This window comes from Desulfosarcina sp. (genome assembly GCF_046496365.1).
Lineage (GTDB): Bacteria > Desulfobacterota > Desulfobacteria > Desulfobacterales > Desulfosarcinaceae > Desulfosarcina.
In genome coordinates this window covers 36,162-49,038 of the sequence record NZ_JAWOHB010000125.1, presented here as the reverse complement: position 1 = coordinate 49,038, position 12,877 = coordinate 36,162, and the positions used below count along the sequence as shown (strand labels likewise).

The window sequence follows — 12,877 nt, the reverse complement described above, 5'->3', positions numbered from 1 at the left end:
CAGCGGTCGGCGGCGGGGTGCAGCGGTCGGCGGCGGGGTGCGGGTGGCGGTGCCGCGGCCGCGGGGCGGCCGTGGCTTCACCCTCCACATTGGTGCCGGTGGCCAGAATGATTTCGCGCAGACCTTCTTTTTCCACCCGGGCCACCAGTTCCGCAATTTTTATATCCTTGGGACCGATGCCATCCATGGGGGAAAGGACACCCCCCAGAACATGGTATCGTCCCCTGAAGGCGCCTGACTTTTCGATGGACGCCATATCGGCAGGCTGCTCCACCACACAGATCAGGCTACTTTCACGGGAAGCGTCACTGCATATCCGGCAAAGCACATCATCACTGAGCGAAAAACAGCGCACACACAGGCGCAGCTTCTTTTTCAGTTCCACAATGCTTCTGGCCAGCTGGTGCGCATCTTCATCCGGTTGCTGGAGGATGTGCATCGCCAGACGCTCGGCGGTTTTCTGACCGATGCCCGGTAGTCGGGCCAAGCTTCTGATCAAGGTTTTGATCGAGCCCGGGTAATGGTCCATCACATCAATCCGGGGATCTTCATGCCCCCGGTGAGCTTGCCCATCTCTCCGGAAACCATCTCCTGGGATTTCGCCAGGGCGTCATTCACCGCGGCCAGGATCAAGTCCTGAAGCATCTCCACATCATCTGGGTCGACGACCTCTTTTTCGATCCTGATGGAGACGATTTGCTGGGCGCCGTTAGCCACCACGGTGATCATCCCGCCGCCGGCTGTCGTTTCAACGGTTTTAGCGGCCAGTTCCTCCTGCATGCGCAGCATCTTGGACTGCAGTTTCTGGGCCTGCTTCATCATGTTTCCCATGCCCTTCATCGACGTCCCCTCCTAATTTATTTTTATCTCTTCGATTTTTCCCTTGAAAATATCAACCGCATCCGCAACCAAGGGGTGATTGAGCAGTTGCTGTTTGATGTCGTTGACCTGCTGTTTCCCCGCTGCAGCATGCTTGACACCCGCGTCATCGCTGGAAAAGGTGACCTGAATCCCCCTGCCGGCATGGTCGCGGCAAACCGCGTCGATCATGGCCAGATTCTTTTTTACCAGGTTCATGGTGTAGTCGCTGTCATGCACCGCCACCTGGAAGGCCTGTTCCGAAACAGACACCAATTGCGACCGCGAAAGCGCGGCGGCAATCGACGGCTTCGTTTGTGCGATTATGGCAACCATCCGGCCCCAGTCGGCATCGCCGGCCGGCCGAAGCGCATCTGGATCAGCCGACGGTTCATCCTCCACGGGGTTGACAGTCGTCTCCTGATCACCCGCCCGCGTATGGCCGTCTGGATCCGACACAGGCGCTGGCGCCTTGAGGTCGCCGTAGGTTGACTGAGCCTCCACGATCCCCGCCGGCGGCTTCAGATTGGGGCCTTTTAAAAGGCTGTCCAACCGTTCGATCAATAAATCGATGGGTAGCGCCGGGATGACCTGATGGATCTTGAAAAAGGCCAGCTCGATAGCCAGTCTGGGCTGGGAGGCATGCCGAACACTGGCCTCGGCGTTGAACAGCAAGGAGAATACCTGATCGATATGGGCAATGGAAACCCCCTCCGCTTGCCGGGTCAGGGTTTCAATTTCGGTGGCGCAAAGATCCACCAGCAGTTCGGGGCGGGCATTCATTTTGACCAGCATCAGATGGCGAAAATGCATCAACAGATCGGTGTAGAACCGCTTTAAATCCTGACCGCTGTTAAAGATGGCGTCGATCAGGGCCAATATGCGCGAGATGTCCCTGGCGAAAACAGCCGCGGAAAGATCGAAAAGCAGTTGGCGGTCCATGCCCCCCATCAGATTGGTCACATATTCGTCATCCACGTTGCCGTTGCTGCAGGCCAGGATCTGGTCCAGCAGGCTCAGGGCATCCCGCATGCTGCCGCCGGCCTCACGGGCGATGGTGCGTAGATTGCCTTCAGAGACGGAAACCGCCTCCTGCCGGCAGATGGTCTCCATCTGCTGCGAAATGGCTGCAAGATCGATCCGCCGCAGATCGTGGCGCTGACAGCGGGAGAGAATCGTGATCGGTATTTTATGCACCTCGGTGGTGGCGAAGCAAAACATGACGTGGGCCGGTGGTTCTTCCAATGTTTTGAGCAGGGCATTGAAGGCGGCAATGCTCAGCATATGAACTTCATCGATGATGTAGATCTTGTAGCGGCTGTGGGCCGGCATGTACCGACTGTTGTCGCGGAGCTCCCTGACCTGGTCTACACTGTTATTGGAGGCGCCGTCAATTTCGAACACATCCACGCCGCGCCCAGCGGTAATATCCTCACAGGACCGGCAGGTGTTGCACGGTGTCGGCGTCGGTCCGGATTCGCAGTTCATGGCCTTGGCCAGAATCCGGGCAACGGTGGTCTTGCCGGTTCCACGCGGTCCGGAGAACAAAATGGCATGCGCCACCCGGTTGCCGCGGATGGCATTTTTCAGCGTCCGGGTGACATGCTCCTGGCCGACCACGTCTTCAAATGTCTGCGGCCGGTATTTGCGTGCTAAAACCAGATAAGCCATTTGATCGGTCCCTTGAACGCCAATTTGCCGCCTGCATGTATCCCGGCTGCCGTTGGACGGCGAACCGCGATATCCTGGATTCCGTCCGTCAGGGGCCATGGGAATCGGTCTGAAAAAACGGATCCGCGGGGTGCAAGGTGGGACGGATGTAAAAAACAGTGGCGGAGAGAGAGGGATTCGAACCCTCGGTGCCGCTATAAACGACACACACGATTTCCAGTCGTGCTCCTTCAGCCAACTCGGACATCTCTCCGCGTGAGGCAGACAAAACTGAACGCTGCTGGTGCGAATCCTCAAGAAGCAGGGGGCAGGCAGCGGGTGCGCCCTCCCAGGACCGTGAAGACAACCGGTATTGGCGGAGAGGGTGGGATTCGAACCCACGATCCCGCTTTTGGCAGGATACCGCTTTTCGAGAGCGGGGCCTTCAGCCTCTCGGCCACCTCTCCTTCCCCCTCACAGGCACCAGGCTAAAAAACGCTTCGATATCCTTTTTGCGATCGGTTTGTCAACCCTCAAATTCGCCCTTCCGTCCGGTTCAGCGGACCACGGCGGCCAACGCATAAAAGGATTGTTCTTGAATGAATTGCATCTCCTATAGTATTAGACCCGATTTGTGATCCGACTTTGGGAAAAAGAAAGGAAATGACGATCCATGGCCACCGTTGAACCCTTTAGGGGCGTCCTTTACAATCCGGAAATAGTTGCCGACAGCGCGGCCGTCACCGCACCGCCCTACGATGTGATCACGCCTGAAGAGCAGGTGACCTTTTACGAAAGGCACCCCTACAATATTATCCGCCTGATCCTGGGCCGCAGCGAAGCGGGCGACACCGCCCGAAACAACCCCCACACGCGATCAGCGGCCTATTTCCGGCAATGGATGTCAGCAGGCATTCTCAAACAGGACGATCAAGCGGCCGTGTACCTCAAAGCCATCACCTACGTCCATGAGGCACGCACCATCACCCGCTTTGGCTTAATTGCACGGGTCGGTTTGGAGCCGTTCGAAAAAGGCGTGATTCTGCCCCATGAGAAAACCTTTTCTAAAGTCAGGTCCGAAAGACTCGAACTGATCAAGGCCACCCACTGCAACTATTGCCCGATCTTTTCACTGTATCCGGATGATGACGGAATTCTGGGCACACTCGAGCAATCTGTGGACAAATCCGCACCCATCGTGAATTTCATGGATGACCAGGGCCACCGGCACCGGTTGTGGCGAATCCTCGATCCGGCAATCCACCGGCGCGTGGCTGAAGCCATGCAGGACAAGCGGCTGTTAATCGCCGACGGCCACCACCGCTACGAAACCGCCTTGAATTTCAGAAAATACCTGCAGGACACCGATCCGTCCTTTAGCGACCAGCATCCGGCCAACTATGTCATGATGTACCTTTGCAGTATGCGCGATCCGGGAATGATTATTTTAGCGGCCCATCGCCTCCTTAAAGCGGTCGGTGTCGAGAATCTGCGACGGGCGATGGAAATTATCCCCACCTACTTCACGGTCGCCGAATACCCCTTTTCCCCAGTTGACCGCCGACAGATCCAAGGCACCTTTTTGGCCGATCTGGCGGCTGGCAAAGACCGACAGTCGATCGGCATGTATGCCCACAAATCGACGGCTTTCCACCTCTTGACACTCAAAGCCGGCATTATGGATCAGTTGTTCAAAAACGAACTGGATGAATCCTTGCGGTTGCTGGATGTATCGGTTCTGACCCACCTGGTGTTGATGAAGGTGCTTGGATTTGACCAGGCACGACTGGACAACGAACAGCTCATCGGTTACACCAGCTCGGCAGACAAGGCGCTGTCTTCAATCGACAGCGGTGCCTACGATGCGGCATTTATTCTCAACCCCACCCGCATCGAACAGGTCCAAGAGGTCGCCCACAAAGGGTTGATCATGCCCCGCAAGTCCACCTACTTCTACCCGAAGGTGCAATCCGGCCTGGTCATCAATACGCTGATGGAGTGACGCGGGCCGGGTTTGAAAACCAACCCGGCTGCGCCGACAGCCGTATTCGATCCGGATGCAGATCAGGCGGAAAACATCGCTTCGACAGCCCGGGTGTAGGCGCCATCCATACGATACAGGGTAAGCGGCGGGCCAGTCTCGAGCCCCGGTCGACCCCCTTTAATCCCCGTAATCGCCACCAGTCGGGCCGATGAGGCCGCACTGGCGTGGATCAACGTCATGGTTTTGGGCTCCAGCCCGGTTGCGCGCATGGCCGCCATGAGATCCACCGCCCGGGCCGACGGGTAAATGATGGTAATCCGCCCGGACTTGCGCAATAACCGCCGTGCGGTCAGCAGCAGCGACTCAAGATCGATCGCCAGTTCATGCCTGGCAAGGGCCCTCTGGTTGTCGGGATTGATCCGGCCGCTTTCGCGTTTGCGGTACGGCGGGTTGGTCACCACCAGATCAACCGGCCCCCCAATATCCGTTGGCGACAGATCGATCATATCCTTTCCCATGATACGGATCCGGTCGGTCATCCGGTTGTCGGCCACATTCTGTCGGGCGAGGCTGGCCAGCTCGGGCTGAATCTCAATTCCGATCACCTGGATATCGGCATGCCGAAAGGCCAGCATGATGGCAATCACGCCGCAGCCCGTGCCCAGATCCAGAACAGTCTCACCGGGTGCCGGACCGGCCAGGTGAGCGAGAATAACCGCATCAATGGAGAACCGGTAACCGCTCTTTGGTTGATTCAAGATGATGTTGCCGTTGAAGAAACGGTCATGCGTCAGCGGTTGCATACCAATGGGCGCCCATCCGGAAAAGGTGGATTCTGGTTCAGGCCGGCACTACAACGGGCCGATTTTGAATTTTATATCCTCGACCCGTTGGTTTTTGAGTCGGAGGTTGAGTTTGTCCAGCAATTCGGTTTTCAGAAACTGCAGTTGGTGCAGCCATGCAGAACTGGATACATGCACCAGCAACAGCGATCCTTTTACGGCAAAGGGCTTGGCATTGTCTGAAATCGGTGGCCCCACTGCGTTTTCCCACACATGTCTCAGGTGCAGGATACCGCCGGCGCTGTCGGACCGGCATTGATCCAGAATCGATTCCAGCACCCGGCCAATGGGTGTAAAGGTTTTGTTGGAAAGACGCTTTTTCTCCATGCAGTATGAAACTCCCAGGGTGGCTTGCGCGATGGAGTCGATATAGAAACTGCCTTTGCGGAAGTCAAGACAAACCGGGACCAGGCGCCCTCAAAATGGAAATCAAGGCGGCAACCAAATGATCGGAAGCGCTGTGCCAACCGATTTCCCTTGACTTAGCCGGACGCCAATCTTAAATTATCGTACGTTCACAAATTGTCTAGGGCCAGTAATACGCTTTCTACCGTCGCAATAAAAAATCCAGCCGAAACATCGTTGTTGTCACCACTGCCCGCGATTCGTAGGGCATGCCAACCACCATGCGGGCGACGGTAATAACCATGCAGGCAACACAACCACACAAGGATAAAAAATGGCTTGGGATTGGGAAAAGCTAAACCGGCAACATCAGCAACCCGGCGGGGTTCCCCCGCAAATGGATGATATTATCAAACAGTTGAAAAAATTCAAGCTGCCGGGTGGATCGCTGCTGATCATCATTGCCATCGCGGTATTGATGTTCGGCTACTCGGTCTTTTTCACCATCGAGTCGGGTTCGGTAGGCGTGATTCAGCGTTTCGGCAGGTTTATCCGGATTGCGGAACCCGGGGCCAACTTCAAAATGCCCTTCGGCATTGAAAAGGTCACCAAAGTGCGCCTTGACCGCGTTTACCGGGAAGAGTTCGGTTTTCAGTCGGATAATGGTCAATCCAGCCGCGAATTCACATCGGCGGCGGAGGAGAGCGACATCTCCTTGATGCTCACCGGTGATCTCAACGTGGCGGTGGTGCCCTGGATCGTTCAATACCGAATCAAGGATCCCTACGACTACCTGTTCAAAGTCAAGGACCCCAACGGTCTGCTGCGCGACCTGTCTGAATCGAGCATGCGTCTGGTGGTGGGAGACCGCAGCATCAACGAGGTGATCAGCAAGCGGGACGAAATTGCCGTGGAGGCGCACCAGGTGCTCCAGGAGGAACTGGACCAGGCGGAGACCGGCATCAACGTGGTCACGATAGAGATGAAAAAGACCAATGTCCCCTTAACCGTTCAGCCCTCCTTCAATGAAGTCAACCAGTCCACCCAGGAAAAGGAGAAAATGATCTACCAGGCCAGGGAAGACTATAACAAGGCCATTCCGGCCGCCAGGGGTGAAGCGGAGCGGACCATCAAGGCCGCCGAGGGCTATGCCCTGGATCGTGTCAACCGCGCCCAGGGTGATGCGGCCCGCTTCCAGGACCTTTACCGGGAATATGTCAAAGCCCAGGATGTGACCAAACGGCGGCTTTATCTGGAATCGTTGAAGGAACTGCTGCCCAAGATCGATCGCAAGTTCATCGTCGATGCCGACCAGAAGAATGTTCTGCCGCTCCTGAACCTCGGAAACAGTGGGGGTGAATCCAAATGAAAATTAAAATATTGCTGGTCATCGCCGGTGCAATTGTATTGACGCTGTACATCACTGCCTTCACGGTGGACGAAACCCAGCAGGTCGTGATCACCCGTTTCGATCGAATCCATCGCTCCTCGACCACACCCGGTCTGAAATTCAAACTTCCGGTCATCGAAAAAGCCATCATTTATCCCAAAAATCTGCAGGAGTGGGACGGGGATCCCGGACAGATTCCCACCCGTGAGAAGACCTATATCTGGGTGAACGCATTTGCCCGCTGGCGGATCGTCGACCCGGAGGTCTTTTTCAAGACGGTGGGATATCTTCACCAGGCCCAGCAGCGGCTGGACGAGATCATTGACCCCACGGTCAGAAACTTCATCACCGCCAACCGTCTCATCGAGGCGGTGCGCAACAGCAACCGCGAACTGGACACTTTCGAGGATTTGGGAACCATCACTGAAGCAGTTGTGGGCGAAAATCAGGAAACCGAAGCGGCGGACCAAATGCCGGTGAGGTATTCCCAGGTGATGATCGGCCGGGATGCAATTGACAACGGCATACTGACTCAGGCCAGGCCCAAGCTGATCAATTTCGGCATCGAACTGATGGACGTCAAGATCAAACGGGTCAATTACGTCGAGGAAGTCAGAAAATCGGTCTACGACCGGATGATCGCCGAGAGAAAACAGATCGCCCAGAAATTCAGGTCCGAGGGAAAAGGTGAAGCCCAGAAGATCCTTGGAGACAAGGAGCGCGACTTAAAGCGCATCGAATCGGAGGCCTACCGGACGGCCCAGGAAATCAAGGGCAAGGCGGATGCGGAATCAACCAAACTCTATGCACAGGCCTACGGGCTGGATCCGGAATTTTATTCCTTCGTGAAAACACTGGAGGTATACAACGAGGCGCTCTCCGAAAACAGCTCAATCATCTTGTCGACGGACTCGGAAATCTTCAAGTACATGAAAGGCTATGAAGGTCGGACGCCAAGCAGACCCTGACCTTGTTTTTAAACCAAGCCGGCAAAAGCACCGACGCGGGTTGTGTCGGTGCTTTTTTATCGGTATCCATCACAGAAGGGTGCAGGTAGCATTATTTACCCTTTCTTCTCTGATGCCGCGTGCGGGCCAACAGCTTACGGTGCTTATGCTTGCGCATTTTTTTTCTGCGTTTCTTGATTACGCTGCCCAACTGATCACCCCCATTCACAATATGGTATTCGGTTAAACCTGTTCTTTTATACCATCACCCTTGCCTTGTCCATATTTTTTTCCGGGGCCCTAAAGCCATTGATCCTTGAAAAGGTGTATGCTACAGGAATTTCATGCAAAAAAAGGCTGGCCTGACCCCATTTAAGCACGATGAACTGAATCTGGTCAACACTGCCGTAGCCATGGCGGAAGAGCTGGTCAGCAATCACTATAAAATGTCGGCCAGTCAATGGCTGCACCCGAAATACGATGTCAAAACCCTGGCAGACCTGACCGAAGATGAAATCGTCAGCGGTCCCTTTGCCCAAATCATCCGCTATGAGGGCAAACTCAAAGGCGGCGTTTTAGGATCAAGCGCATACGACTTCTACAAAATCTGTATTCAGGACCATGCCATCCTGGAAATATTGAAGGCTCATCCACAAATGGCGCTCGCCCCCTTCGCCTTGTACGTGGTCACCCATGAACTGGTCCACATCGTGCGTTTCAGCCGCTTCCTGCAGAACTTTAAGGCCAACGAGACTGAAAAACTCGTTGAAGAACGCCGCGTACACCGCATCACCCACGATATCCTCGACCCTGTAAAAGCCCATGGATTGGACATCGTACTAGATTTTTACGCCACATGGCGCACCCCCGTGGATGGATTGAAAACCATCCCCTGATTTTCATCTGCAGATTCTTGACAAGCATGAAACATGACATATATTAGTGCAGTCCAATCGACGGAACATCCTATTATATTTAATTTTTTGCGTTAATTTACAGGAGATTCGGATCATGCCGCTGTACGAATACCAATGTACGAAGTGCGGAGAAATTCAAGAGGCCATCCAGAAATTTTCAGACGCCCCGCTGAGCACATGCAGGTATTGCTCGGGAAAATTGAACCGACTGATTTCCCAGAGCAGCTTTCACCTGAAGGGCACCGGTTGGTATGTGACGGACTATTCCAAAAAAGCGGCATCCGCAGTGGAGAGCAAGAATTCAGAAGCACCGCCGTCTGACAATAAAAAGAGTCCTGCTAAAGCGCCCGAATCCAAAGCGCCCAAGACCGATGCTTAACGATCGCCGGGCGGAGCCTGCATTGCCGGCGTTTTGCGAGCCGGCCAAAATCCCGATAGCCCGGAAAAAAGGAAGCCATTGGAAACCACGCATTAAATATACTTTCTCGCTTTACAAATCATGACATGTGATTAGTTTACTGGATCTTTATTATCCTGAAAAATATTCAGCGCATGCGGTATTGTTCATTATTAAAAAAGGCTCTGCCGGCGGAGCCACAAAAAGTAATCGTGTAGGTTTGGTTTTTTGGTGATCAACAAGCGTCTTAACGAAAAAGGAGAAACGGAAACATGAAACTCAGACCATTGCAGGATCGTATTCTGGTGCAGCGCGTCGAAGAAGAGACCACAACCAAAGGTGGTATTATCATCCCGGACACTGCCAAGGAAAAACCGGCCGAAGGCAAAGTCAAGGCCGTGGGAAATGGAAAAGTCGGTGATGACGGCAAGCGTATCGCACTGGAGATCAAGGTCGGCAACCGGATTCTGTTCGGTAAATACTCAGGCACCGAAGTAAAGATCGACGGTGAGGAGTATCTGATCATGCGCGAAGACGACGTGCTCGGCGTCATTGAGTAATAAAAATTCTATTAACGCTTAGATATGGAGGTTACGAAAAATGGCTGGTAAAGTGATTAAATATGACATGAAAGCCCGCGAAGCAATGCTCAACGGCGTCAAGGCGCTTGCCGATGCAGTGGTTGTCACCTTAGGCCCCAAGGGTAGAAACGTCGTTATTGATAAGTCATGGGGATCCCCCACCGTTACCAAAGACGGGGTCACCGTTGCCAAGGAGATCGAGCTGGAAGACAAGTTCGAAAACATGGGCGCTCAGATGGTTAAGGAAGTGGCCAGCAAAACCAGTGATATGGCCGGTGACGGAACCACGACGGCAACGGTTCTCGCCCGCGCCATCTACGAGGAAGGCCAGAAGCTCGTTGCCGCCGGCAACAACCCCATGGCCATCAAACGCGGCATCGAAAAGGCCATAGAGGTAGCCGTCAAAGAGCTTCACAAGATGAGCAAGCCGACCAAGGATCAGCGTGAAATTGCTCAGGTGGGCACCATTTCCGCCAACAATGACGAAACCATCGGCAATATCATTGCCGAGGCCATGAACAAGGTCGGCAAGGAGGGCGTGATCACCGTAGAAGAAGCCAAGGGCATGGAAACCACCCTTGACGTGGTTGAAGGTATGCAGTTCGACCGCGGCTACCTGTCCCCCTACTTTGTGACCGACCCAGAAAAGATGGTCGCTTCCCTTGAAGACCCCTTCATCCTCATCAATGAGAAAAAAGTCAGCAACATGAAGGACCTGCTGCCGGTGCTCGAGCAGGTGGCCAAGATGGGCAAACCGCTGGTCATCATCGCCGAAGACGTTGACGGCGAAGCGCTGGCCACCCTGGTGGTCAACAAGTTGCGCGGCACCCTTCAGGTGGCAGCCGTCAAAGCCCCCGGATTCGGCGATCGCCGTAAGGCCATGCTGGAGGATATCGCCATCCTCACCGGTGGTCAGGTTGTTTCCGAAGATCTGGGCATCAAACTCGAAAATCTGACCCTTACCGACCTGGGCAAGGCCAAACGCATCAGCATCGATAAGGACAACACCACCATCGTTGATGGTGCCGGTGCGCGTTCCGCATTGGAGGGCCGCGTCAAACAGATCAGGGCCCAGATCGATGAAACTACTTCGGACTACGATCGTGAAAAGCTGCAGGAGCGTCTGGCCAAACTGATCGGCGGCGTGGCCGTGATAAACGTTGGCGCGGCAACCGAAACCGAAATGAAAGAGAAGAAAGCCCGCGTAGAGGACGCCCTTAACGCGACCCGCGCAGCAGTCGAAGAGGGCATCGTTCCCGGCGGCGGCGTCGCTCTGGTTCGCACCCTTCCCATGCTGGACAAGATTAAAATCAAAGCCGACCAGAAACTGGGCGTCAAGGTGGTCATGCGCGCCATCGAGGAGCCCCTGCGCCGAATCGCATCCAACGCCGGCTACGAAGGCAGCGTGGTGATCGACAAGGTCAAAAACGCCGAAGGCGCCATGGGATTCAATGCGGCTACCAATGAGTATGAAGATTTGATTGAGGCCGGTGTCATCGACCCGACCAAGGTGGTTCGCTTCGCCCTTCAGAACGCAGGCAGCGTGGCGTCACTGATGCTCACCACTGAGGCCATGATTGCAGACAAGCCCGATGACAAGGCCGCCGACCCGATGGCCGGCGCCGGTGCCGGCGGTATGGGCGGCATGGGTGGCATGGGCGGCATGGGCGGCATGATGTAATCGAGGGGTTCGCCCCGTTGAAATCGGATATTGCCAGCAACGCCCCCGCATGGGTTCATGCGGGGGCGTCTGTTTTTCTTGGGTTGGTATGGTAACGCTTGACAACACGCCATTAATCAGGTTACTGAAATCAATTGAAAAGTTGCAAAAGATACATCTATGACACCCAAAAGATGAGGTATCTGATGAATCGCAGAATTAATTCAACCGTTCTTTTTTCAGTCATTGTGCTGCTGTCCCTGTTTTTCCCATTGTCTGCACTTGCAGGGGAAAAGATCGATGTAGTCGAAAGCGAAACGGGATTTTATTACACGATCCAGAAAGGCGATACCCTGTGGGATCTGTCGAAACACTTTAACGATTCTCCCTGGCTGTGGCCGGAATTGTGGGAAGACAACGACCAGATCACCAATCCCCACTGGATCTTTCCCGGGGAACGCATCCGCTTGTATAAAAAATCGGGCGCTCAGGTCGTAGCCGGAACCGAGCCCGTCCAACCCGTAGTCGTTGCTCCGGTTAAACCGGCTGCGGCAAGCGCGCAAGAAAAAGAGTCGGCACCGTTTTTTGTCTATACCGCCATCGACAGGGTTGGTTTCATCCGCAAGCCGCCCGTAACACCGTCGGGGACCGTTTTTGAAGTTCAGGGAAGAAAAACCCTGATCAGCGAAGGTGACATCGTTTACATCCGTCCGTCCGAACCCGCCTCCCAGGGGGACCTCATTCCCGGCAGCCGCCATACCGTGTTCCGGTATATGGCCCCAACGGATGAACGCGATGCAACTGAAACCATCGGAACCCAGCATTATATTCTGGGAATCGTGGAAGTGACCCAAAAAGAGATCGATATGGTGCTGGCAAAGGTCCTGAAGTCGTTTCGGCCAATTCAGGTGGGTGATCTGTTGATGCCCTTCAGTCCGCGGCATTCAAAAATAGAACTCAAACCGAGCACACCCGGCATCGAAGGACAGATTATCACTTCCGAAGAGCATTCAATCCTGACCGGCGACTACACCCTGGCATTCATCGACAAGGGCCGTGCAGACAACATCGAAGTCGGCCAGCAATACAGCATCTACAACCAGAAAAAACTGGTCCTCGAAAATAATGAGATCAGCGCGAAGCGCCTGCCCCCGGTTGATTATGGTGCCCTTGTTGTCCTGCACACGGAACAGACCACCTCCACGGTGGTCATCACCAATGCAGTCAACACCATTTCCGCCGGGGAAAGATTCAGAACACCGGTCAAATAGAAATCGGCCAGCCGATAATCTCGAAAAAAAGCCTG

The 12,877-nt window shown here is 54.6% G+C and carries 14 protein-coding genes and 2 tRNA genes; 8 read left to right on the top strand and 8 right to left on the bottom strand.

The window, feature by feature from the left end:
• The 5 genes from recR to R6V78_RS11490 all read right to left on the bottom strand — a co-directional run.
• A partial coding sequence (gene recR / locus R6V78_RS11510) for a recombination mediator RecR (protein WP_410289505.1) occupies window positions 1-529 on the bottom strand: 529 nt, incomplete at its 3' end.
• Window positions 529-840: a YbaB/EbfC family nucleoid-associated protein gene (locus R6V78_RS11505; protein ID WP_410289504.1), complete on the bottom strand. Its 312-nt coding sequence runs from the start codon at window positions 838-840 to the stop codon at window positions 529-531. The genes R6V78_RS11505 and recR, both read right to left, overlap by 1 nt.
• Window positions 841-852: 12 nt before the next feature.
• A complete protein-coding gene (gene dnaX, locus R6V78_RS11500; protein WP_410289503.1) occupies window positions 853-2,529 on the bottom strand; it encodes a DNA polymerase III subunit gamma/tau in 1,677 nt (558 codons plus the stop codon).
• Window positions 2,530-2,688: 159 nt separating this feature from the next.
• A tRNA-Ser gene (locus tag R6V78_RS11495) sits at window positions 2,689-2,782 on the bottom strand.
• 100 nt (window positions 2,783-2,882) lie between these two features.
• A tRNA-Ser gene (locus R6V78_RS11490) sits at window positions 2,883-2,975 on the bottom strand.
• 206 nt (window positions 2,976-3,181) lie between these two features.
• On the opposite strand from R6V78_RS11490, the gene R6V78_RS11485 reads away from it, so the two are divergent.
• The gene (locus R6V78_RS11485) at window positions 3,182-4,510 is read left to right on the top strand and encodes a DUF1015 domain-containing protein (protein WP_410289502.1); all 1,329 of its coding nucleotides are present in this window, start codon (window positions 3,182-3,184) and stop codon (window positions 4,508-4,510) included.
• Window positions 4,511-4,572: 62 nt separating this feature from the next.
• Here the strand turns inward: R6V78_RS11485 and R6V78_RS11480 are convergent, their stop codons facing one another.
• Window positions 4,573-5,295, bottom strand: coding sequence for a tRNA1(Val) (adenine(37)-N6)-methyltransferase (locus R6V78_RS11480; RefSeq protein WP_410289501.1), 723 nt, complete (start codon window positions 5,293-5,295; stop codon window positions 4,573-4,575).
• Between the two features lie 48 nt (window positions 5,296-5,343).
• Window positions 5,344-5,661 (bottom strand): DUF721 domain-containing protein, encoded by a 318-nt coding sequence (locus R6V78_RS11475; RefSeq protein WP_410289500.1) that lies wholly within the window; start codon window positions 5,659-5,661, stop codon window positions 5,344-5,346.
• 415 nt (window positions 5,662-6,076) lie between these two features.
• On the opposite strand from R6V78_RS11475, the gene hflK reads away from it, so the two are divergent.
• Together hflK and hflC are read left to right on the top strand one after the other, a co-directional pair.
• Window positions 6,077-7,048 (top strand): FtsH protease activity modulator HflK, encoded by a 972-nt coding sequence (hflK, locus tag R6V78_RS11470; RefSeq protein WP_410289499.1) that lies wholly within the window; start codon window positions 6,077-6,079, stop codon window positions 7,046-7,048.
• Complete coding sequence (gene hflC, locus R6V78_RS11465; protein ID WP_410289498.1) at window positions 7,045-8,037, top strand: protease modulator HflC; 993 nt, start codon at window positions 7,045-7,047, stop codon at window positions 8,035-8,037. Before hflK ends, hflC begins: the two co-directional genes overlap by 4 nt.
• Before the next feature lie 91 nt (window positions 8,038-8,128).
• Here hflC and R6V78_RS11460 read toward each other — a convergent pair whose 3' ends face one another.
• Entirely contained in the window at window positions 8,129-8,227 is a 99-nt protein-coding gene (locus R6V78_RS11460; protein WP_073474648.1) for a 30S ribosomal protein bS22, read from the bottom strand.
• 133 nt (window positions 8,228-8,360) lie between these two features.
• Between R6V78_RS11460 and R6V78_RS11455 the strand changes: the two genes are divergently transcribed.
• From R6V78_RS11455 to R6V78_RS11435, 5 genes are all read left to right on the top strand, one after another.
• Entirely contained in the window at window positions 8,361-8,912 is a 552-nt protein-coding gene (locus tag R6V78_RS11455; protein WP_410289497.1) for a hypothetical protein, read from the top strand.
• Window positions 8,913-9,027: 115 nt separating this feature from the next.
• A complete protein-coding gene (locus tag R6V78_RS11450) occupies window positions 9,028-9,312 on the top strand; it encodes an FmdB family zinc ribbon protein (RefSeq protein ID WP_410289496.1) in 285 nt (94 codons plus the stop codon).
• Between the two features lie 290 nt (window positions 9,313-9,602).
• Window positions 9,603-9,890, top strand: a complete 288-nt coding sequence (gene groES, locus R6V78_RS11445; RefSeq protein WP_410289495.1) for a co-chaperone GroES — start codon at window positions 9,603-9,605, stop codon at window positions 9,888-9,890.
• A 40-nt stretch (window positions 9,891-9,930) separates the two neighbouring features.
• Window positions 9,931-11,592, top strand: a complete 1,662-nt coding sequence (groL, locus tag R6V78_RS11440) for a chaperonin GroEL (protein WP_410289494.1) — start codon at window positions 9,931-9,933, stop codon at window positions 11,590-11,592.
• A 185-nt stretch (window positions 11,593-11,777) separates the two neighbouring features.
• Entirely contained in the window at window positions 11,778-12,842 is a 1,065-nt protein-coding gene (locus R6V78_RS11435) for a LysM peptidoglycan-binding domain-containing protein (protein ID WP_410289493.1), read from the top strand.
• Window positions 12,843-12,877: the final 35 nt, after the last annotated feature.